The organism is Devosia litorisediminis, from assembly GCF_018334155.1.
GTDB classification, from domain to species: Bacteria; Pseudomonadota; Alphaproteobacteria; order Rhizobiales; family Devosiaceae; genus Devosia; species Devosia litorisediminis.
The window spans coordinates 537,884-558,284 of record NZ_JAGXTP010000001.1 but is presented as its reverse complement, the minus strand read 5'-3'; the positions used below and the strand labels follow the sequence as shown (position 1 = coordinate 558,284).

General features: G+C 61.1%; 19 protein-coding genes. 12 read left to right on the top strand and 7 right to left on the bottom strand.

From position 1 onward, the window contains the following. Positions 1 to 16 precede the first annotated feature (16 nt). The 4 genes from KD146_RS02660 to KD146_RS02645 are packed head-to-tail and all read left to right on the top strand — an operon-like array spanning position 17 to position 4,248. A complete protein-coding gene (locus KD146_RS02660; protein ID WP_212657203.1) occupies positions 17 to 1,534 on the top strand; it encodes a sugar ABC transporter ATP-binding protein in 1,518 nt (505 codons plus the stop codon). Next, a complete protein-coding gene (locus tag KD146_RS02655; protein WP_212657202.1) occupies positions 1,531 to 2,535 on the top strand; it encodes an ABC transporter permease in 1,005 nt (334 codons plus the stop codon). Before KD146_RS02660 ends, KD146_RS02655 begins: the two co-directional genes overlap by 4 nt. Next, positions 2,532 to 3,509, top strand: a complete 978-nt coding sequence (gene yjfF / locus KD146_RS02650; protein WP_212657201.1) for a galactofuranose ABC transporter, permease protein YjfF — start codon at positions 2,532 to 2,534, stop codon at positions 3,507 to 3,509. Before KD146_RS02655 ends, yjfF begins: the two co-directional genes overlap by 4 nt. 1 nt (position 3,510) lies before the next feature. Next, on the top strand, positions 3,511 to 4,248 hold the full coding sequence (locus tag KD146_RS02645; RefSeq protein WP_212657200.1) for a FadR/GntR family transcriptional regulator: 738 nt from the start codon (positions 3,511 to 3,513) through the stop codon (positions 4,246 to 4,248). 12 nt (positions 4,249 to 4,260) lie between these two features. Here the strand turns inward: KD146_RS02645 and KD146_RS02640 are convergent, their stop codons facing one another. Both KD146_RS02640 and KD146_RS02635 read right to left on the bottom strand, forming a co-directional pair. Beyond that, positions 4,261 to 6,777, bottom strand: a complete 2,517-nt coding sequence (locus KD146_RS02640) for an ATP-binding protein (RefSeq protein WP_212657199.1) — start codon at positions 6,775 to 6,777, stop codon at positions 4,261 to 4,263. A 4-nt stretch (positions 6,778 to 6,781) separates the two neighbouring features. Continuing rightward, the gene (locus KD146_RS02635; RefSeq protein WP_249327561.1) at positions 6,782 to 7,516 is read right to left on the bottom strand and encodes a winged helix-turn-helix domain-containing protein; all 735 of its coding nucleotides are present in this window, start codon (positions 7,514 to 7,516) and stop codon (positions 6,782 to 6,784) included. Positions 7,517 to 7,754: 238 nt separating this feature from the next. Here KD146_RS02635 and phnD point away from each other — a divergent pair, with 238 nt between their 5' ends. The 4 genes from phnD (at position 7,755) to phnE (KD146_RS02615) (ending at position 11,162) form a co-directional block, all read left to right on the top strand. After that, positions 7,755 to 8,738 carry a phosphate/phosphite/phosphonate ABC transporter substrate-binding protein gene (gene phnD / locus KD146_RS02630; protein WP_212657197.1) on the top strand — a complete coding sequence of 328 codons (984 nt, stop codon included), beginning with the start codon at positions 7,755 to 7,757 and terminating at the stop codon, positions 8,736 to 8,738. A gap of 62 nt (positions 8,739 to 8,800) precedes the next feature. Beyond that, the gene (gene phnC, locus KD146_RS02625; RefSeq protein ID WP_212657196.1) at positions 8,801 to 9,574 is read left to right on the top strand and encodes a phosphonate ABC transporter ATP-binding protein; all 774 of its coding nucleotides are present in this window, start codon (positions 8,801 to 8,803) and stop codon (positions 9,572 to 9,574) included. Further along, entirely contained in the window at positions 9,571 to 10,365 is a 795-nt protein-coding gene (phnE, locus tag KD146_RS02620; protein ID WP_212657195.1) for a phosphonate ABC transporter, permease protein PhnE, read from the top strand. The genes phnC and phnE (KD146_RS02620) overlap by 4 nt, the downstream gene beginning before the upstream one ends. Next, entirely contained in the window at positions 10,362 to 11,162 is an 801-nt protein-coding gene (gene phnE / locus KD146_RS02615) for a phosphonate ABC transporter, permease protein PhnE (protein ID WP_212657194.1), read from the top strand. Before phnE (KD146_RS02620) ends, phnE (KD146_RS02615) begins: the two co-directional genes overlap by 4 nt. 153 nt (positions 11,163 to 11,315) lie before the next feature. Here phnE (KD146_RS02615) and KD146_RS02610 read toward each other — a convergent pair whose 3' ends face one another. The 4 genes from KD146_RS02610 to KD146_RS02595 form a co-directional block, all read right to left on the bottom strand. Then, complete coding sequence (locus KD146_RS02610) at positions 11,316 to 12,401, bottom strand: ABC transporter ATP-binding protein (protein ID WP_212657193.1); 1,086 nt, start codon at positions 12,399 to 12,401, stop codon at positions 11,316 to 11,318. Between the two features lie 61 nt (positions 12,402 to 12,462). Further along, complete coding sequence (locus KD146_RS02605; RefSeq protein WP_212657192.1) at positions 12,463 to 13,347, bottom strand: carbohydrate ABC transporter permease; 885 nt, start codon at positions 13,345 to 13,347, stop codon at positions 12,463 to 12,465. Then, positions 13,347 to 14,246, bottom strand: coding sequence for a carbohydrate ABC transporter permease (locus KD146_RS02600; RefSeq protein WP_212657191.1), 900 nt, complete (start codon positions 14,244 to 14,246; stop codon positions 13,347 to 13,349). The genes KD146_RS02605 and KD146_RS02600 overlap by 1 nt, the downstream gene beginning before the upstream one ends. A gap of 69 nt (positions 14,247 to 14,315) precedes the next feature. Beyond that, positions 14,316 to 15,653: an extracellular solute-binding protein gene (locus tag KD146_RS02595; RefSeq protein ID WP_212657190.1), complete on the bottom strand. Its 1,338-nt coding sequence runs from the start codon at positions 15,651 to 15,653 to the stop codon at positions 14,316 to 14,318. A gap of 296 nt (positions 15,654 to 15,949) precedes the next feature. Here KD146_RS02595 and KD146_RS02590 point away from each other — a divergent pair, with 296 nt between their 5' ends. From KD146_RS02590 to KD146_RS02575, 4 genes are read left to right on the top strand one after another with little or no spacing between them, the layout of a single operon-like run. Continuing rightward, on the top strand, positions 15,950 to 16,951 hold the full coding sequence (locus KD146_RS02590) for an SMP-30/gluconolactonase/LRE family protein (protein ID WP_212657189.1): 1,002 nt from the start codon (positions 15,950 to 15,952) through the stop codon (positions 16,949 to 16,951). Next, positions 16,948 to 18,048, top strand: coding sequence for an isocitrate/isopropylmalate dehydrogenase family protein (locus KD146_RS02585; protein ID WP_212657188.1), 1,101 nt, complete (start codon positions 16,948 to 16,950; stop codon positions 18,046 to 18,048). Before KD146_RS02590 ends, KD146_RS02585 begins: the two co-directional genes overlap by 4 nt. After that, a complete protein-coding gene (locus KD146_RS02580; RefSeq protein WP_212657187.1) occupies positions 18,045 to 19,082 on the top strand; it encodes a Gfo/Idh/MocA family protein in 1,038 nt (345 codons plus the stop codon). The genes KD146_RS02585 and KD146_RS02580 overlap by 4 nt, the downstream gene beginning before the upstream one ends. Next, positions 19,036 to 19,761, top strand: a complete 726-nt coding sequence (locus KD146_RS02575) for a GntR family transcriptional regulator (RefSeq protein ID WP_212657186.1) — start codon at positions 19,036 to 19,038, stop codon at positions 19,759 to 19,761. The genes KD146_RS02580 and KD146_RS02575 overlap by 47 nt, the downstream gene beginning before the upstream one ends. A gap of 1 nt (position 19,762) precedes the next feature. On the opposite strand, the gene otnC is transcribed toward KD146_RS02575, so the two are convergent. Then, positions 19,763 to 20,398: a 3-oxo-tetronate 4-phosphate decarboxylase gene (gene otnC, locus KD146_RS02570; RefSeq protein WP_212657185.1), complete on the bottom strand. Its 636-nt coding sequence runs from the start codon at positions 20,396 to 20,398 to the stop codon at positions 19,763 to 19,765. Positions 20,399 to 20,401 lie beyond the last annotated feature (3 nt).

The following is a 20,401-nucleotide window of genomic DNA, read 5'->3' as shown; positions in this document are numbered from 1 at the left end:
CCTGGGGGAGACCGGCATGACCGAGGGCCAATACGTGCTTCAAGCACGCGGCGTCACCAAGATTTTCGGCGGTCACACCGCGCTTGATTCCGTTGATTTCGGGGTTCGTCCCGGCCAGGTGCATGCCCTGCTGGGCGAGAACGGCGCCGGCAAATCCACCCTGATCAAGATCCTCACCGGCGCTTACCAGCCTGATGGTGGCCAGGTGCTGGTCGACGGTGTCCCGGCCGTACTCGAGAACCCCTTGCACGCCCAGACGCACGGCATCGGCACGGTCTATCAGGAGGTCAACCTGCTGCCCAACCGGTCGGTGGCCGAAAACCTCTATCTGGGGCACCAGCCAACCCGGTTTGGTCTGGTGGATCACCGCAAGATGGAGGCCGACGCCCGGCTGCTACTGGCCCGCTATGGACTTGATCTTGATCCCGGCAGCGAACTCGGCGGCCATTCCGTGGCCGTCCAGCAGATCGTGGCCATTGCCCGCGCGGTTGCCCTTTCGGGTAAGGTGCTGATCCTGGACGAACCCACAGCAAGCCTTGATCGCAACGAAGTCGAGCGCCTGTTCGAGGTCATTGCCGACCTCAAGCGCGACGGTCTGGCCATCGTCTTCATTACCCATTTTCTCGATCAGGTCTTTGCCATTGCCGATCAGGTGACCGTGTTGCGCAATGGCCAGCTGGTAGAAACCCGTCAGCTGGATTCGGTCAGCCGGACCGATGTTGTCCGCCTCATGCTGGGCAAGGACATTGCCTTTAGCGGCGCCACCGATGTCGAGCTCGTAAACCCTACCAATGAAGTCCTGCTCGAATTCAAGGGCTATGGTCGCAAGCGTGCCGTGCATCCTTTCGATCTTACCATCCATAAAGGCGAGGTCGTGGGTGTGGCGGGCCTGCTGGGCTCCGGCCGCACCGAAATGGCCCGCACCATGTTTGGCGCCGACCCGGCCGATCAGGGCAGCCTGCGCATCAACGGCGCGGCAGCCAGCATTCAGAATACGACCGACGCCATCGGCCAGAGCTTTGGCTTCTGCCCCGAAGATCGCAAGGCCGAGGGCATTTTTGGCGACCTGTCGGTCCGTGAAAACATCATCATCGCGCTTCAGGGCAAGCTGGGCTGGTTCCGCGCCCTCAACCGCGACGAACAGCTCGAAATTGCCGGCAAGTTCGGGGAATCTATGGATATCCGGGCGGCCTCGCTCGATATGCCGGTCAAACTGCTCTCGGGCGGCAATCAGCAAAAGGTCATCCTTTCGCGCTGGCTGGCCACCGACCCCGCCTTCCTCATTCTGGATGAGCCCACCCGCGGCATCGATGTCGGCGCGCACGCCGAAATCGTGCGCACCATTAACCGGCTGCGCGATGATGGCATGGCCATGCTCGTCATCTCCTCCGAGCTCGATGAGGTCGTGGCCTACTCCTCGCGCATCGTGGTGATGCGCGATCGCGAAGTAGTTGCCGAATTGCGCGGCAAGAACATCAATCCCGGCGTGATCGTGCAGGCCATCGCCAACAACCCCGATGAGGTGGTCTCATGAAGCGGCTCTCGCCCGGCCGTCTGGCCAATCCACAGGTCATGGCGCTGATCGGCGTATTGCTGATCAACTGGCTGCTGTTTCCCAATTTCTTCAATGTCACCTGGCAGGACGGCCGCTTCTTCGGCAGCATTGTCGACGTGCTCAATCGCGGCGCGCCGGTCGCCATTCTGGCCATCGGCATGACCGGGGTGATCGCCACCAAGGGCGTGGACCTCTCGGTCGGGGCCATCATGGCGGTGTGCGGTGCTGTCGCCGCCACCATGGTCGTAGCCGGTTACCCAACACCCATTGCCGTCATCGCAGCCCTCTCGGTCGGCATGCTGTGCGGCCTTTGGAACGGTTTTCTGGTCGCCGTGCTCGACATCCAGCCCATCGTTGCCACACTGGTATTGATGGTGGCCGGTCGCGGCATTGCCCAGCTGATCACCGAAGGCTCCATCGTCACCTTCAACGATCCGGCCTTGATCTTCCTGGGCACGGGGTCCCTGCTTGGTTTCCCCATGGCAGCGGTGATTGCGCTGGCCCTGATGGTGCTGGTCACCCTGCTCGTGCGCAAGACCGCCATCGGCCTGTTCATCCAGGCCATTGGCGTCAATCGCGCTGCCGCGTCTCTGGCGGGCATTCGCAGCCGCATGCTGCTCATGCTGGTCTATACCACTTCGGGCTTTTGTGCGGCGGTCGCGGGCATTGTGGTGGCCGCTGATATCCGGGGCGCAGACGCCAACAATTCCGGCCTCTGGCTCGAACTCGATGCCATTCTGGCAGTGGTCATTGGCGGCACCTCGCTACTTGGCGGACGCTTCTCCATACCGCTGGCCGTGATTGGCGCCTTGATTATTCAGGCCATGAATACGGGCATTCTGGTGTCCGGCTTCCCGCCCGAATTCAATCTGATCGTCAAGGCCGGCATGATCATCCTGATCCTGCTGATCCAGTCGCCCTATGTGACATTGCCCTTCCGGCGTCGTCGCCCCACCATCACCAAGGCGGCTTCACGATGAAACGCAGTCTGCGCCCCCTGGCGGCCACCGCCGTCATCTTCATCATTGCCTATGCGCTCAGCGTGGTGCAGTTCCCCAACATGCTCTCCACCCGAGTGCTGGGCAATTTTCTGACCGATAATGCCTTTCTGGGCATCGCGGCCGTGGGCATGACCTTTGTCATCATCTCGGGCGGCATTGACCTCTCGGTAGGGTCGGTCATCGGTTTTACCGGCGTGCTGATTGCGGTGCTGATCAACTGGTTGGGCTTTCATCCGCTGGCGGCCTTCGTCATCGCTCTGGGCGTCGCGGGTCTGTTTGGCGCCGCCATGGGCTTCATCATCCATTATCTGCAGGTGCCCGCGTTCATTGTCACCCTGGCCGGCATGTTCCTGGCCCGCGGTGGCGCATCGGTAATCACCCAGGATTCCGTGCCGATCCACCACGACTTCTACGACACGCTGGGCGATCTCATGATCCGCCTGCCCGGCGGCGGTCGCCTCAGCTTCATCGGCATGCTGATGATCGTGGTGTTCCTCGGCGGCGCCCTGCTTGCCCACCGCACCAAGTTCGGCTCCTACGTCTATGCCCTGGGTGGCAACCCGGTATCCGCATCGCTGATGGGCGTCCCGGTGGCGCAGACCACAGTGCTGATCTATATGCTCTCAAGCATGCTGGCTGCCTTGGCGGGAATCGTGTTTTCGCTCTACACCTCTGCAGGCTACCCACTAGCCGCCGTCGGCGTTGAACTCGACGCCATCAGCGCGGTGGTGATTGGCGGCACCTTGCTGACCGGGGGCTACGGCTTCGTGCTGGGCACCTTTGTCGGTGTGATGTTGCTGGGGCTGGTCCAGACCTACATCATCTTTGACGGCACGCTGTCGAGTTGGTGGACCAAAATTGTCATTGGTGTCCTGCTGTTCTTGTTCATCGTACTGCAGCGGATCATATTTGCGGCCTCCGCTCCCGGAGGGAAATCGTCCGAGAAAGCCTAGTATGATCGAAGCTGGCAGCCTTATTCGCTCACTGTCCGGGCGACCCGCTGCGCGCAACTTCCACACATTCGTCATCAACGAGATTGGCCATGGCATTGTCACTGGCCAATTTCCCGTTGGCTCGGTGCTGGCCAGCGATGCGGTGATGATGGAAACCTATGGCGTTTCCCGCACCGTGCTGCGTGAGGCTCTCAAGACGCTCGAAGCCAAGGGCATGGTTGAAGCCCGCCCCAAGGTAGGCACCCGTGTGACCCCCTCCAATCGCTGGAGCTTTTTTGATCCGCAGGTCCTGTCCTGGCACTTTTACGCCAAGCCCGATGCGCGCTTCTTTGAAAGCCTGTTCGATGTGCGCAGCGCGCTCGAAGCCCGCGCCGTGCGTCTGGCAGCAGAGCGCCGCACGGCGGAACATGTGCGGCTGATGAAATACTGGCTGCATCAGATGGAACTGGCCGACGGCAATCTTGAAGCACTCGGTCTTTCAAGTCTGGAGATCCATCGTGCCGTTGCCGAAAGCGCAGGCAATGCCCTGCTCCGTTCAGTAACCGGCATTGTGGAACTGACTTTGGCGCTCGCCCTGAAATCGCTCGATGACACCACCCGCAACGATTACGCCCGCGCCACCCTGGCCGCGCTGACCGAGCTGGTCGCCGCGATCGAAAAAGGCGCCCCCGATGCCGCTGCCGCCGCCATCGACACAGTGGTCGCACTCGACAACGCCCGCGCCACCACCCTGCTCTGAACCGCCGCCTATTCACTCAGCGCCAAGGCTATCCTTGTCGGCCTGCTCCAGCGCCGTGACTGCATCCGCCAGTTGGTCGCCGACAATCGGCTTGGCCAGCATCGCTACCCGCCCCGGATATTGCGCCTGGAAAGGAACCGTCTCTGGCAGCCGGGACGACATCAGGATAGCCAGCGAACCCGGGTGCAGCTCCAGCGTCTGCGCAATCAGCTCAACACCCGACTGCCCGTGATCCAGATTGAGGTCCGTCAGGATCAGCGCCAGATCAGGCGTATTCTCGATCAGGTCTCGCCCCTGACCAAACTGTGTCGCTGTCAGGGTATCAAACCCCAGTCCCGCAAGCGTCGCTGCCACCGAGACAGCAGCATTGGCGGTATCGTCCACCACAAGCGCGCGCCCGCTGAACCTGGGCAGTTCAGCGCTTGCTGACTGGTGGATCGGAAACCGCAGGATGATCTGGGTGCCGGCCCCAAGCTCGGATTCAATCTGCATGGACCCGCCCGACTGCGCCACAAAACCATAGACCATCGACAACCCAAGGCCGGTACCATCTCCGTTCGGGCGAGCTGAATAGAACGGCTCGGACGCCCGCCGCTTGGTCTCGGGCGTCATCCCCGCCCCGTCATCGCTGATCGACAGGATCACCTGCTGATCGCCCTCCCGATAGACCGCGATGGCGATATGGCCCGCGCCCGAAATGGCCTGACCGGCATTGACGCACAGATTCAGGATCGCGCTTTCCAACTGCCCCGGGTCCAGCCGCACCGATACCGGCGCCGGGCTCAGATCCAGCGTCAGGCTGATCTCTTCGGGCAAGGCGATGCTCAACAGATCGACCATTCCTTCGACCAGCGCGCCGATTTCGATCACCTCGGGCTCGAGATGTTGCTTGCGTGCAAACGCCACCAGCCGCTCGGTCAGCGACACACCCAGATCCACCGCCGTCCTGATCCGGTTCAGATGCGCCGGCGCTGCGCTCGCAGATGCCGTTTCAAGCAGATGCAGATTGCCCGAGATCGTCGACAGGATATTACCGAAATCATGGGCCACTTCGCCGGTCACCTTGCCCAGCGTTTCCACCCGTCTGATTTCCTCCAGCCGCTCGTCGATCCGCTTGCGTTCGGTGGTTTCCGATAGCAGCCACACTGACCGCCCATCGGGGAGTTGCGACTGGCGGATTTCGAGCACATGCCCCGCGGCATCGACATATTCGTCAAACCCGGCGCGGTCGACGCCGTCGGTCTGCCGAGAAAACGCCGACTGGGCAATGCGATCCTGCATCGACATGCCCTGTGTCGCTGCCGTGTCGGGCAGGCGCAGCAACTCGCGCACCTTGCCGTTCTCGGCCTCGATCGTGCCCGCTTGTGACAGAATGGCGACCCCGTCCTTGATGTTGCGAAACACATTGGCAAACAGCGTGTTCTGCCGCCTGATCTCTGCCGTCCGCCGCTCCAGCTTCTGGGCATTGTCGCGAAACACCCCGAAGGCATCAAACAGCTGGCCAATCTCGTCCTGCGATTGCGTATTGCGGATCAGGTCCGATTTGTGGTCGCCCGCTGCCAGCCGGTGCATCCCATTGGCAATCAGCCGCAGATTCACCGCGACATAGCGCGACACGAACAGCGCCGACAGGATTGCCACAACGGCACTGAACAGCGCCAGAATGGTCACCGCTTGCTGCGCAATGGCCAGGTTCTGTGTGGTCTGCGTCCGGGCAAGGCGCAGGCGCTCTTCGGCGTCTTCGACCTTCTGCGCGGCATAGGACGTGACCTGATCGGATAGCTGGCGAATGCGGAACAGTGCGTTTTCGGCATCCAGTGCCGCAGTCAGGGCCTGATGCTGGAGCACAAACAAATGTGCGGATCCACTGGCCAGAACGGCGTCGATCTCGGCCAGCCCCGCCGCAACCGTATCGGGCAGCGTCACCGCCTTGCGGCCATTGGTGAACTGGCGGCTGAATTCGCCCACCTCGATCAGCGCATTGGCGCGCGCCACGCTTTGCGCCGCGCTGGTCAGCTGCATCAGCTGGGCCCGGGCGAGCCGCTCCGCTAGGCTGCCATCACCCGAATTGGCCTGTCGCGTAAACCGGCTCTGCAGCCGCACCAGATCGCGGTCGATCCGGGTGATGTCGGCCTGCAGCGTGCTCTGCGGCGAGGACACCCGAACAAGATTGGAGATGGCTGCTCGCATGCGGGCCAGTGGCAATGCCAGACTGGCATCATTACCCGCCATTGCCTCAAGGTCAGCAATGGTCTGCACGATCTGATCGGCTTCCACCTGCAGCTGGAACGGCAGTTGAACCGTCAGCAGGAACGGCGCCGCTGTGGCGAGATTGGCCGCGCCGCGTGACAACTCCAGTGCGCTCGACACCTCCGCTAGCGTTTCGCGGTGGATGGTCTCGAGCCAGTTCTCTGCATTGCGCAGGGTCAGCAGGCTGATTGCCGAGATCACCAGCGCGACAACGCACAGAATGACAATCGCGGCTGACAGCCGAAACCTGACGCTGAGATTGTCCAACCGCCCAAACATGCCGCTAGGTCTCGTCCAGCTGAAAGAAATAGCCCTGCGAACGACGCGTCTGCAGATGCACGGGCTTGGATGGCGTCTTCTCGATCTTGCGGCGCAGACGCAGGATCAGCACGTCAATCGTGCGGTCGACATAGCGCTCCATGTCCGATCCCAGTTCGGACAGCAGCTCCGGTCGCGAGATCACCCGCGCCGGATTGCGCACGAAATACTCCAGCAGCCGGTATTCGCCATTGGTCAGCGGAATTTCATGTCCGGCACTATCGAGCAACAACCGGCCATGCAGATCAATCCGCTTGTCACCAAAGCCCACCGTGTGTTCCGGCGACAATGGCGCGCGGGTCAGCCCATGGCCGTAGCGCCTCAGAACAGCGCGAATGCGCGCCACCAGTTCGCGCGGATTGAACGGCTTCATCAGATAGTCGTCGGCGCCGGTTTCCAGCCCAATGATCTTGTCGCTTTCGTCGCCAACCCCGGTCAGCATGACGATCGGCAGCGCATATAGCTTGCCGATATGAACCGCCAGGTTCAGCCCGGATTCACCGCGCAACCACAGATCGATCAGCGCCAGATCAACCGGCGGCGGATCACCAAGCGCGAGGAATTCGGCGCTGCTGGCGCAAACGATCGGCTCAAAACCACTCTCCTTGAGCAGTGCCGACAGCGTCTCGCTGACCTCGCGATCGTCATCCACAATCGCAATGACCGGCGGCTTCTCGCCACTCTTGAAAGCCTCAGCCAATGTCCAATCCCCTCCCAGAGACCTCATCCGGCACCACGATGCCGGACCGCCTCTATACGGCAAATTCGATCGGCGAAGGGGCGCCCGTAACACTGTTAACGCAAATCCGGCCTCTGTAATATTCCGTTAACACAGCCGTCCTCGCTATCGCTGCCCCGCTGCGCCAAGCTTGTCTCATTGCTGTCGCCGGGGTTGGAGGAAACTATCCTTCGGCGACAACATCCAAAGGGAGAGAGTTATGAAAGCGATGATGACGCGCGCCGCGATGGCCGCTGGTATTTTTGCCATGGGCAGTGTTTCGGCGATGGCCGCTGAAGACTGCGCACAACGGGGTGATCTCGACACACTCTATTGCGACGCCAATGGCGATCTGGTGGCCGATACCCCAACAGATCCTGCCGAATTGAATGACCCCAACACACTGGTGTTCGCCTATACGCCGGTTGAAGACCCCGCTGTTTATGCTGACATCTGGGAACCCTTCATCGAACATCTGGCGGCCACCACCGGCAAGGATGTGCAGTTCTTTGCCGTGCAGTCCAACTCGGCCGAAGTTGAAGCCATGCGCTCCGGCCGTCTGCATATTGCAGGCTTTTCGACCGGTCCGACCCCATTCGCCGTGAACCTTGCCGGCGCCGTGCCATTTGCCATCATGGGCGCTGAAGACGGCCAGTTTGGCTATCGTCTGCAGGTGTTCACCCAGGCCGATTCCGAGATCAAGACCGTTGCCGATCTTGCCGGCAAGCGCGTGGCGCACACCTCGCCAACCTCCAATTCGGGCAACCAGGCCCCACGCGCCCTGTTCCCCGCGCTTGGCGTGACCCCTGATGAAGACTACGAAGTGGTCTATTCTGGCTCGCATGACCAGTCGATGCTCGGCGTTGTTGCCGGCGATTACGACGCGGCGCCAGTTGCCTCCGAAGTGGTTGACCGTATGGCCGAGCGTGGCCTGTATGACACCGCTGACGTGCGCAAGATCTGGGAAAGCGACCCATTCCCCACAACCTCGTTCAACGTTGCCCATGACCTCGATCCGGCCCTTGTCGAAAAGATCAAGGAAGCCTTCTTCACCTTCGATTTCGAAGGCACCGTGCTGGGCGATGAATTTGACGGCGTGAGCAAGTTCATCCCGATCACCTATCAGGATCAGTGGGCTGTCATCCGTCAGATCCAGGCATCCAATGGCGTGGAATACACGCCTCAGGGTCTCGCAGCAGAATAACGAACTCCCCCCGTGCCGCTCCTGCTTTCGGGCAGGGGCGACATTGGGGTCTGAGAGGCAACATGCTTGAAATCAAGAATCTCGTGAAGCGCTACGGCAAGGGTTCGCCGGTCCTCAAGGACTTGAACCTGTCGGTGCAGGGCGAACAGATCATGTCGATCATCGGCTCGTCTGGCGCTGGCAAGAGCACACTGCTGCGCTGTGTGAACCGACTGGTTGAACCGACATCAGGATCGATTGTCCTGAACGGCACCGATTTCACCACGCTGAAAACGCGCGAATTGCGGGCAGCGCGGCGGCGCATTGGCATGGTGTTCCAGGGCTTCAACCTGGTCGATCGTCTCACCGTCATGGAAAATGTACAGTCCGGCCGGTTGGGCTATATCTCCACCTGGGCCGCCTTCACCCGCCGATATCCCAAGGCCGATATCGAGCGCGCCTTCGAGCTGATGGAGCGCGTCGGCATTGCCCAATACGCCAATAAGCGCGCCGATGAATTGTCCGGTGGCGAGCGTCAACGCGTCGGTGTTGTCCGCGCCCTGATGCAGCGCCCCGAAATCCTGCTGGCCGACGAGCCAACCGCGTCGCTGGACCCCAAGACCTCCGAGCAGATCATGTCCCTGCTGCGTGATCTCGCCCACGAACTCAACCTGCCGGTTATCATCAACATCCACAATGTGACCGAAGCCAAGGAATATAGCGACCGCATCGTCGGCATGCGCTATGGCCGGATCATCTTTGATGACGTTCCAGCGGCCCTGGACGCCGCCCAGATGGATGAAATCTACGCTGGCACGCCCTCTGAGGATCGTCAGGAAATCGGTGCAGTGGCATGACGGCAAAAGTCAGTCACTGGCGCAAACCGCCACTCATCAAGACGGCCGCATTGCGCTACGGCATCTACGCTGTCGCGCTGACCTATTTCGTGCTGACCCTTGCCACCCTGCCCATCGACTGGGAGCGCACAGCCAAGGGGATGGAGGCCGCTGGGCGCATCTTTAGCGGGGCATTCCCCCCCAGCTTTGAGCGTTCCGGCCTGTTGTTCAGCGGCTTCATGGAAAGCCTCAAGATCGCCATTCTCGCCACCGCGGGCGGCCTGATCACCTCCGTGCCGCTGGCCTTCATGGCGGCCCGCAACATTTCGCCCCGCCCGATCTATTATCTGGGGCGCGGCATCATCATTCTGGCCCGCAGTTTCCACCCCGTGATCGTCGCGATCATCTTCGTCAAAGCCGTGGGCTTCGGCCCTCTGGCCGGAGCCTTGACCCTGGTCGTCTATTCGATTGGTTTCGTCGCCAAACTGCTGGCAGAGCGGATCGAGGAAATTGACTTTGGTCAGGTCGAGGCCATGCGCGCCGTCGGCGCACCGTTCCTCTCAACCATGGTCTACGCCATCCTGCCGCAAATCATGCCACGTCTGGTGGGCCTGGGTATCTACCAGCTCGACAGCAATCTGCGGGCGTCCGCGGTGATCGGCATTGTCGGTGCCGGCGGCATTGGCGCCACCCTGGCCAATGCATTCGGCCGTTATGACTACGATTTCGCCCTCGCGATCACCATGGTGATTGTCGGCGCCATTCTGATTTCAGAAGCGTTCAGCGGCGTGATCAGAAAGCGTATGTCATGAATACTCAAAACACCATGGACAGCTGGGCCCGCTTTACCCCGATGCAGCGGTTCAAGCGCTACGCGGCCTTTCTCAGTGTCACCCTGATCGTCGTCTGGGCTTTTGGCAGCATTGATGTGATCTGGGAATGGGTCTGGGATGCCCCCATCCAGCTCATCGATCTGTTCGATCGCATGATCCCGCCTGATCCCACCAACCTGCCCTCAATCCTCGAGGCGATCTGGCAGACCATCAACACCGCCACCATCGCCACGTTCCTTGCCGTGTTCCTGTCCCTGCCCGTTGCCTATATTTCGGCGCAGAACACCACGCCCAACCGGTTTTTCCTCTGGGTGGGGCGGTTTATCGTGGTGTCATCACGGTCGGTGAACACCATCATCTGGGCGCTACTGTTCGTGGCCATCTTCGGACCGGGCATTGTTGCGGGTATCATCGCCATCATGTTCCGCTCGATCGGCTTCCTCGGCAAATTGCTCGGCGAGGCCATCGAGGAGATTGACCCAGCGCCCATCGAGGCCCTCCAGGCCTGCGGCGCCTCACCCTTCAAGGTGGTTCTCTATGGCGTTGTTCCTCAGGTCGCCCCTGCCTTCTTCGCCATCAGCATCCTGCGCTGGGACATCAATCTGCGCGAATCCACCGTGCTGGGACTGGTTGGCGCGGGCGGTATCGGCGTCATCCTGCAGGGGGCGATCGACACGTTCCAGTGGCAGGAAGTCTCAATGGTCCTGCTGACCATACTCGCTCTGGTGATCTTCGGGGAAGTGGTGTCCTCAACCCTGCGCAAAAAGCTCATCTAGCAAGCGCTGCCGCTCCACACCATTGGTCCCCGCGCCCCACTAGGCGCGGGGATTTTTCGTTGGCGGCGCAGCCCCCCAAACACAAAGGCCGCCGGCAGGGCGGATGCCCGTGCCAGCGGCCTGAAAAATAGCCGGTTGCTGTCTGGTCGCCGGTCAGAAGTCCAGGCGCTGGGACGTCTGCCGATCAAACACATGCACATGGTCCGGATCGACACTGAGGTGCACAGTGTCACCGACCTGCAGCGACGAGCGTTCCCGCAGCAGCAGCAGCAGATGGTCCTCGCCCGCGGCGACGCTGAGCATGACCTCCGAACCGGTTGGCTCGACAGCCATCACCTCGGCTGCAAAAGCCGCCGGATCATCGGCCTGCACCACCTTCAGATTTTCCGGGCGCACACCCAGCACCAGATCCGTGGTACCGAGCGTGTCGGCCCGTTCCTTTGGTATTGCCACCCGCATGCCGCCAGCCGTGCGCAGCGTCGGGGCGGCACTTGCTGCGTCCAGCGTGCAGTCCACCAAATTCATCGAGGGGGAACCGATAAAGCGCGCCACAAACAGATTGGCTGGCCGGTCAAACAGCTCGAGCGGGGTGCCATACTGCTCCACCCGTCCCTGGTTCATCACCACGATGCGGTCAGCCATGGTCATCGCTTCGATCTGGTCGTGCGTGACATAGACAATGGTGGTCTTGAGCCGGCGATGCAGGTCCTTGATCTCGGTGCGCATCTGCACGCGCAATTGCGCATCCAGATTGCTCAGCGGTTCGTCAAACAGGAACACTTTGGGGTCGCGCACGATCGCGCGGCCCATCGCCACGCGCTGCCGCTGCCCGCCCGACAGATGGGCCGGCCGCCGCTTGAGCAAGGGCTTGAGCCCCAGGATTTCCGCCGCCGCATTGACCTTCTGTTCAATCTCGGCTTTTGGCCGTTTGGCCAGCTTGAGTGAAAACGCCATGTTTTCGGCCACATCCATATGCGGGTACAGCGCATAGGACTGGAACACCATGGCGATGTCGCGCTGCTTGGGCGGCAGATCGTTGACCACCTTGTCATCGATCGCCACTTCGCCGCCGGTAATGCTTTCAAGCCCGGCCACCATGCGCAACAGGGTCGACTTGCCGCAACCTGAAGGGCCCACCAGAATGACGAACTCGCCGTCAGCAATATCGATGGAGACACCGTGCAGAACCTGCGCGGATCCATAGGATTTCTTGACGTCGCGGATTTCAATCGCAGCCATTTTCAGTTCCTTGTTCAACCGCCTCAACGGTTGCTTCGTCAGTCCATTGCCCAAAAAGGCGTCAGCTCTTTACCGAACCGGCGGTCAGCCCGCCGACCAGCCAGCGTTGCATCAACACAAATAGGATCAGCGCTGGAATTGTGGTCACCACACAGGCGGCCATGAACGCGTTCATGTACTGCACACCGCCGCCTTCAGAGGCAAAGTCGCCGATACCCACCTGAATGGTCTTGAGCGCACCATCGCTGAGCAGCAGGCTGGCCCACAAAAAGTCGTTCCAGGCATTGAGGAAGGTGAAGATGGCAACCGCGGCAATACCGGGCAGCGACACCGGAATGATCACGCGCCAGAATGCCGAGAAATGGCTGCACCCGTCGATCATGGCCGCTTCTTCCAGTTCTGGCGGCGCGCTGGTTTCAAAATAGCCGCGCAACAGCAACACGGCAAAGGGCACCGAGAAGCTGACATAGGCCAGAATGAGCCCGGCATAGGTGTTGATCAGCTTGAGATCCTGAATGAAGAAATAGATCGGAAACACGCGGGTGATCTGCGGGATCAGATTGGTCAGCAGGATCAGCACCAGAATGAGCGTAGCGCCGGGAAACCGGAACCGCGCCAGCACATAGGCCGCTGACGCTGCTATCGCCGTGGAGATCACCGCAGCGGTGACCGACACGAACAGCGAATTGGCCAGATAGCGCCAGACCGGGATCAGCTTGTTGGCTGTGACATAGGGGTCAAAGGACGGCGCGCTGGGCAACCATACGGGCGGCATGGCGCGGATTTCCGCCGTGGTCTGGAACGAGCTCTTGAGCATCCAGAACACGGGCATCAGCACATAGATCAGCACAGCGGTCGAGATGACCAGCACGACGAAGCGCGTGAGCAGATCCGATGGGGCCATATTGCTGATACGGCGGCGAAGGTCGACGATGGCAGCGGTCATTATTGAGCTCTCTTGACCTGTTCGCGGATGTAGAACACGCAGACAAACCCGGTCAGGATCAGGATCACCCCGCTCGCCGCCGACGCCAGGTCGAAGCGGAAGAACGAGAAGCCCTGCTGATAGGAATAGACCGCCATGATGTTGGTCAGGTTCTGCGGCCCGCCACCGGTCATGATGTAGTTGATTTCAAACGATCCCAGCCCACCGATCACCAGCAGCGTGATCAGGATCACGAGCACCGGACGCAACATGGGCAGCGTCACGAACCAGAAGCGTTGCAGCAGCGTGGCGCCATCCATTTCGGCGGCTTCATACAGGCTCTTGGGGATCGACTGCAGCGCGGCCAGCAGAAAGATGATCGCGAATGGCAGACCGTTCCAGATACGCACCGCTGAAATCGCCAGCATGGGAATGCTGAACGGCCCCCAGGTCGTTGGATCTGTCAGGAATTTGATGTTGCCCGTGGTCAGGCCCATGTCCTGAAGCAGGAAATTGATCGGGCTGCGTTCGGTATTGAGCAGCCACATCCAGATCGCCGACGCCACAGCGGGCGGCACAAACCAGGGCACGCAGAACAGCATGCGCAACGCGGTGCGCCCCCGGAACTCGGCATTGAGCACCTGCGATACCAGCAGGCCGATCACCACCACCCCGCCGGCGGCAATGCCGGTGAACAGCACGGTATTGACCACCGTCTGCACGAATTTGGGATCGGAAAACACATGAATGTAATTGTCGAGACCGACAAAGGGGGTCCCGAAGTCCTGGATGCGCAGCAGGTCGTATTCGACAAAGCCCATCCAGAGCGAGAAGACCATGGGATAGATGCCAAGGACCGCCGTCAGCAGCAGCGCCGGGGTCACCATGAGGTAGCAAAAGACGAGTTTCTGGCGATTCATCAGCGCGATCCGTCACTTCGTGTCAGTCAAATGGGCTGGCGCGGCATGACCGCGCCAGCCCTGGGAGGATCACTGTGGGCGATTGGCCCGATCGAGTTCTTCCTGCAGCCGAGCCTGAGCCTGTTCGACAGCAGCGTCGATATCTTCGCGCACGATCACGGTGGAATACACCAGATCATAGATCACAGCGCCGGGCTCTGGAGAGGCGAGCGCGCCCCACACCGAGGTCGCATGCTGGGAAGTGTGGCCATAGTCGAGCGTTTCGGCTGCAGCAACCTTCCACTGGCTGTCAGACCATGATGGCGATGACATCACCGCACGACGCGGGCTGGCTGCACCGCTGAATTCGCTCAGACGCTGCATGTTTTCTTCGCGCGATAGGAACTTGATCCAGTCCACGCAGGCGTCGACATTCTCGGTGCCACGCAGCACGCCCCAGTAACCGGCGCCACTATAGGAGTCGCGATTGACCGGACCCATGGCATTGATCGCCATCGCCCACTTGCCATCGAGCTCGGGATATTCCCGCTCCATCTGCGATGCCCAGGCGATCGGAGTGCTGCCAACCATGGCCACCGTGCCCGATGCAAAGCCGTCCAGAGGGTCGACGCCCTTCTCGAAGGATTCCGGCGACATCACTTCGTGTTCCCAGACCAGGTCCTGCAGGAACTTCAGCGCCGTGCGCATCGCTTCATTATCGATATTGGCCTGGGTGCCGTCTTCGCTCAGAATCGCGCCACCAGCCTGCCAGTAATAGGGAAGCAGGGTCTGGGCTGGATTGTTCGGACCAGCCGAGAAACCCCAGCGGGTTACATTGCCATTGTCGTCGCGCACCGTCAGTGCCTTGGCCATCTCGACGATTTCAGCCCAGGTGTCTGGCGCTGCGCTCAGACCAGCTTCGGCAAACATCTCGGTATTGTACATCTGGGGCCGGATATCGACGCGCCAGGGAATACCGTAGAAATCGCCGGCCCACTGCACATCCTGCAGGCTGCCCGGATAGAACTCATCTTCCAGATTTGGCCACTGATCGCGGTATTCATTGATCGGCATCGGACCGTACTTGTCGCCGCCGATACCCGAATAGGAATGCAGCCAGTACATATCGGCGCAGTCAGGTGCCGCGCCGCCCTGGGCAACGGTCAGCCAGGTATTGAAGGCCACGCCCCAGTTGATGACCTCGACCGAGACATCAACACCGGATTCAGCCTTGAACTCACTGGCGAATTCGCCAAACAGATCCTGGTAGCCGAGCAGTTCGCCCTGCGGCTGTGTCCAGAATGAGATATTCTGTGCCGTAGCGGCAGAACTTGCCGCCAGACCCAGCAGGGCCGACGACATCAAGGCAAGCTTGAGGCGCTGCAGACTGCGTCCCTTCGCAGGCTTGCCACTGGTAAAATCAAACATTGGTTTCCTCCCTCAGAATTGGCATTTTTGCCATGTGGCGGGCGGCGGGTCACAATCGACCCCACGCAGCCTCACAGGCCAACATGCCGCATTAATGCATTCATTATTGTGCGCGTCAAGACAGTTGTCATACAAACGTCTGGGACCGCAAATACAGATTAACCATTTGTAATTTAAGGACATTTTCTAGAGAGACACGCCCCACCAGCGTCAAAATCCTACAAAAATGTTCAGCTTGCACGCCCCTGCCTTTGTGTTTATGCATACGTTATTGAAACCGCAATTCAGGACTGATCGTGCTCACTGGCCGCCTCAATATAACCCGCACATACGGAACCGGCCTGGTCCGGCCTGAATGCGTGCTGAGCCACCAGTCAGGGCTACTGTTCTGTTCGGACTGGCAGGGTGCCGGTGGTGTGGCCATTGTCGATGCTGACGATAGCGTGCGTCGCGTGCAATTCGCCGATAGTCCAATCGAGCTGCGCCCCAACGGCATTGCGCTCGAACCCGGCGGCAGCTTTCTGGTCGCCCATTTGGGCGCCGAGACCGGCGGCATATTCCGCCTGTTCCCCGATGGCAGCAGCGAAGCGCTATGCACCCACATCGATGGCGTGCCCCTGCCCCCGGCCAATTTCGTCATCCGCGACGGCGCCGACCGCATCTGGTTCACTGTTTCCACGCGCAAGGTGCCGCGCGCCGATGACTATCGCCCCGACGCCAATACCGGCTTTATCGCGGTCATCGAGAATGGGGCTGCCCGCATTGTTGCCGATGGCCTGGGCTATACCAATGAGCTGGCTTTCTCGGCTGATGGCGCCTTTGCCTATGTAAATGAGACCTTCGCCCGCCGCGTCACCCGTTTTGCAGTAGGGGCCGATGCCACCCTCTCTGATCCGCAGACCATGGCGCAGCTGGGCCCCGGTGACTTCCCCGATGGTCTGGTCCTCGATCAAACCGGCGGGCTGTGGATCACCAGCATCGTCTCCAATCGCGTTATCCGGGTCGCACCAGAGGGCGTCGAGCGCATGCTCGAGGAGAGCGACCCCGACCACCTCGCCACGGTTGAGGACGCCTTCCAGAACCACCGCATGGCGCGTCCACACCTGGACGGCTCACCCGCCAGAACCCTGCGCAACATTTCCTCGCTCGCCTTTGGCGGCCCGGACATGCGCACCGCTTTCCTTGGTTGCCTTCTGGGCGACCGCATCATCGCGACAGACACGCCCGTCAGGGGACTGCCGCCGATTCATTACGGGGACGACATCGGCCCCCTTCTTTCAGCGTTGGACAGAACATGACGACCAAGACACATTTCGAGATTGCAGTTCTCCCCGGCGACGGGATTGGTGTCGAGGTTATCGCGCCGACCGTCCGGCTCCTTGAACAACTGGCATCGCGCTCGGACAGCTTCACGCTGGGCTTCAAACACTGCGATGCGGGTGCCCTGCACTATCAAAAGACCGGCGAAGCCCTGCCCGACGCCACCATGGACAGCTGCCGCAGCGCCGACGCTATCCTGCTGGGCGCCATGGGCTGGCCCGAACTGCGCTATCCCGACGGTACCGAAATCGCGCCCCAGCTTGACCTGCGCACCGAATTTCAGCTTTTTGCCGGTGTGCGGCCGATCCGCTCCATTCCCGGCATTCCCAGTGCACTCAGCGATGCACGCGGCGCCGATATCGATTTCGTGCTCATCCGCGAATCGGTTGAAGGCCTGTTCGCCCTGCGCAATGAAGGCGTCGTGATCGATGATCGCGAAGCCCGCGATACCATGGTGATTACCCGCGCCATCTGCGAGCAATTGTTCGACTTCGCCTTTGCCTATACCCGCGAGCGCAAGAAGGCCGGCACCCCCGGTCGCCTGACCTGCGTCGACAAGGCCAATGTGTTTGCCAGCCTCGCCTTCTTCCGCAAGATCTTCGATGAACGCCATGCCGGCTTCTCTGACATCGCGGTGGAACACGCCTATGTCGACGCCACCGCCCTCAACATGATCAAGAAGCCATGGGCCTTTGACGTCATGGTCACCGAGAACATGTTCGGCGACATCCTGTCCGATCTGGGAGCGGGCCTGATGGGCGGCATGGGCTTTGCACCCTCCGCCGATATCGGCATCAACAATGCCGTGTTCCAGCCTAGCCATGGCTCGGCTCCCGATATCGCCGGCAAGGGCATGGCCAACCCCACCGCGGCCATCCTGTCGGGCGCCATGATGCTCGAATGGCTGGGCACCCGCTACACCAACCCCGCCGCACTTGCTGCCGGCCGCCAATTGCGTGATGCCGTCGACCGCGCCTTCCAGGCTGGCCTTGCGCCCTATGAAATCGGCGGCAAGGATGGCACATCAGCCATTGCCGACGCAGTCGAAGCCGCATTGGAACAGGAACACGCATGACGCAAAAGCTGCGGGTCGCCACGCTGGGCAATGGCTATTTCAGCCAGTTTCACCACCGCGCCTGGCGGCGGATACCTCAAGTCACGCTGGTCGCAACCTGCGACCGCGATGCAGCGCTCGCCCAACAGACAGCCGGGCAGTTCGAGATCGAGCAGGCCTACGACCAGCTCGACGCCATGCTCGACAATGTGACAATCGACCTGCTCGATGTCATCGCGCCCCCGGCCGTGCATCTGCGGGCCATCAAGGCTGCCGCAGCACGCGGTATCAACGTCATCTGCCAAAAGCCCTTCTGCGGCGATCTGGCCACCGCTGAACAGGCCGTGGAGATCGCCCGCGCCGCCGACATCAAGCTGATCGTACACGAGAATTTCCGCTTCCAGCCCTGGTATCACGCCATCAGCATGCTGCTGGCCAGCGGCGAGCTCGGCGCCGTGTTCAGCGCCACCTTCCGGCTGCGCCCGGGCGATGGTGGCGGCCCCGATGCCTATCTCGCCCGCCAGCCCTATTTCCGCGATATGAAGCGCTTCATGGTCCACGAAACCGGCATTCACATTGTCGATGTGTTCCGCTTCCTGTTCGGTGAGGTCCGCACGGTCTCGGCCAAGCTGCGGCGCCTCAATCCGGTCATTGCCGGCGAGGATGCCGGGCTGGTCGTGCTCGAAATGGACAATGGCGTACTCGCCACCCTGGACGCCAACCGCCTGTCCGATCACCCTGCGGAAAACCGCCGGCTGACCATGGGCGAAATGCTGATCGAGGCCGAGCACGGCAGTATTGCTTTGAATGGCGACGGTGAAATCAGTATTCGCAGACTGGGCACCAACCAGTCCCAGCCGCTGCCTTACACTTGGCGCGACGAAGATTTTGGCGGTGACTGCGTGTTTCGGTTACAACGCGCAGTTGTAGATAGCCTGTTGAGCGATTTGCCTCCTGTAAACCTGGCCGCCGCATACTTGAACAATCTCCGGATAGAGGACGCCGTCTATGAGTCAGATCAGCAAGGCCGAACGATCGCCGTCTTTGCGGCCTGACGCCCCCGGTAAGCCGGCGGATCGCAGCAGTCAGGCTGATCAGGCCTATGTGCAGCTCAAGCAGCTCATTCTGGATGGCACCCTGCCTGCCGGCGCACAGATGCTTGAGCTCGAAGCAGCTGCCCGGCTGAACATGAGCCGCACCCCTGTGCGCGAGGCCATGGTGCGCCTGCGTCAGGAAGGCATTGTCGAAATCCGGCCGCGACACGGCATGCGCGTGCTGCCGATTTCCGCCGATGACATGCGCGACATCTATGAAATCATGACGGCCCTGGAAGGCGCCGCCGCCGAAGCCGTGGCGCAGCGGGGCCTCAGCAATCGCCAGATTTCGGCCCTGCAGGCTCCCGTCCGCGACATGGACAAGGCGCTTGAGCAGGAAGACCTGCAGGCCTGGGCTGCTGCCGATGAGCGGTTCCACCTCACCCTGGTCGAATTGAGCGGCAATCAGCGCCTGATCCAGATGGTCGCCCAGCTATGGGATCAGGCCCATCGCGCCCGTCTGCTCACCTTGCGCCTGCGGCCCACCCCCACCGACTCCAACCGTGAGCACGAGGCCATGGTGCAGGCCATAATCGATGGCAAACCGCAGGAAGCCCGCGCCATCCACGAAGAGCATCGGCGGCGTGCCGGCAAGATGCTGGTCGAATTGCTTGAACGGCTCGGACTGACCCAGATCTAGCCTAGCGCTTGAACCGCGCGTTCAGCGCCGCCACCTGCTCGGCCGTCAACTGACGTGATGCCAGACCACGCATCAGAAACACCAGCTTGGCCGTTTCCTCCAGCTCTTCGGCCGCATAGACCGCCGCTGTCAGATTGGCACCAGCCACCACGGGTCCATGATTGGCCAGCAGAACCGCTGCCGCCTGTCCATCGAGCCCGCGAATAAGATCGCCGGTCACCGGGTCACCCGGCATGGCGTAATCCACCATTCGCACCGTCCCCACGCGCATCACCACATAGGGTGTGATCGGCGGAATGCAGTTGGCCGGGTCGGTATCACTCAGACACGATAGCGCCGTGGCATAGGTCGAATGCAGATGCACCACCGCACCCGTACCGGGCCGGGATTCGTAAAAGGCGCGGTGCAGAAACACTTCCTTGGATGGCGCATCGCCTCCGATATGGTGCCAGTCCGCGTCGAGCAGCGAGATCGCGTCTGCATCAAGCCGACCCAGGCAGCTATTGGTTGGCGTCACCAGAAAGCCGCCCCCCTCAACTGCCACGCTGATATTGCCCGACGAGCCCACGGAATAGCCACGCTCAAACAGGGAGCGCGACAACTCGACAATCTGCGCTCGTAGCTCGGCTTGGCTCATCTC

Bases quoted from the DNA above. Each gene is read 5' to 3' on its own strand.
- KD146_RS02660 (WP_212657203.1), top strand. From the start codon at position 17: ATGACCGAGGGCCAATACGTGCTTCAAGCACGCGGCGTCACCAAGATT.
- KD146_RS02655 (WP_212657202.1), top strand. From the start codon at position 1,531: ATGAAGCGGCTCTCGCCCGGCCGTCTGGCCAATCCACAGGTCATGGCG.
- yjfF (WP_212657201.1), top strand. From the start codon at position 2,532: ATGAAACGCAGTCTGCGCCCCCTGGCGGCCACCGCCGTCATCTTCATC.
- KD146_RS02645 (WP_212657200.1), top strand. From the start codon at position 3,511: ATGATCGAAGCTGGCAGCCTTATTCGCTCACTGTCCGGGCGACCCGCT.
- KD146_RS02640 (WP_212657199.1), bottom strand. From the start codon at position 6,777: ATGTTTGGGCGGTTGGACAATCTCAGCGTCAGGTTTCGGCTGTCAGCC.
- phnD (WP_212657197.1), top strand. From the start codon at position 7,755: ATGAAAGCGATGATGACGCGCGCCGCGATGGCCGCTGGTATTTTTGCC.
- phnC (WP_212657196.1), top strand. From the start codon at position 8,801: ATGCTTGAAATCAAGAATCTCGTGAAGCGCTACGGCAAGGGTTCGCCG.
- phnE (WP_212657195.1), top strand. From the start codon at position 9,571: ATGACGGCAAAAGTCAGTCACTGGCGCAAACCGCCACTCATCAAGACG.
- phnE (WP_212657194.1), top strand. From the start codon at position 10,362: ATGAATACTCAAAACACCATGGACAGCTGGGCCCGCTTTACCCCGATG.
- KD146_RS02610 (WP_212657193.1), bottom strand. From the start codon at position 12,401: ATGGCTGCGATTGAAATCCGCGACGTCAAGAAATCCTATGGATCCGCG.
- KD146_RS02605 (WP_212657192.1), bottom strand. From the start codon at position 13,347: ATGACCGCTGCCATCGTCGACCTTCGCCGCCGTATCAGCAATATGGCC.
- KD146_RS02600 (WP_212657191.1), bottom strand. From the start codon at position 14,246: ATGAATCGCCAGAAACTCGTCTTTTGCTACCTCATGGTGACCCCGGCG.
- KD146_RS02595 (WP_212657190.1), bottom strand. From the start codon at position 15,653: ATGTTTGATTTTACCAGTGGCAAGCCTGCGAAGGGACGCAGTCTGCAG.
- KD146_RS02585 (WP_212657188.1), top strand. From the start codon at position 16,948: ATGACGACCAAGACACATTTCGAGATTGCAGTTCTCCCCGGCGACGGG.
- KD146_RS02580 (WP_212657187.1), top strand. From the start codon at position 18,045: ATGACGCAAAAGCTGCGGGTCGCCACGCTGGGCAATGGCTATTTCAGC.
- KD146_RS02575 (WP_212657186.1), top strand. From the start codon at position 19,036: ATGAGTCAGATCAGCAAGGCCGAACGATCGCCGTCTTTGCGGCCTGAC.
- otnC (WP_212657185.1), bottom strand. From the start codon at position 20,398: ATGAGCCAAGCCGAGCTACGAGCGCAGATTGTCGAGTTGTCGCGCTCC.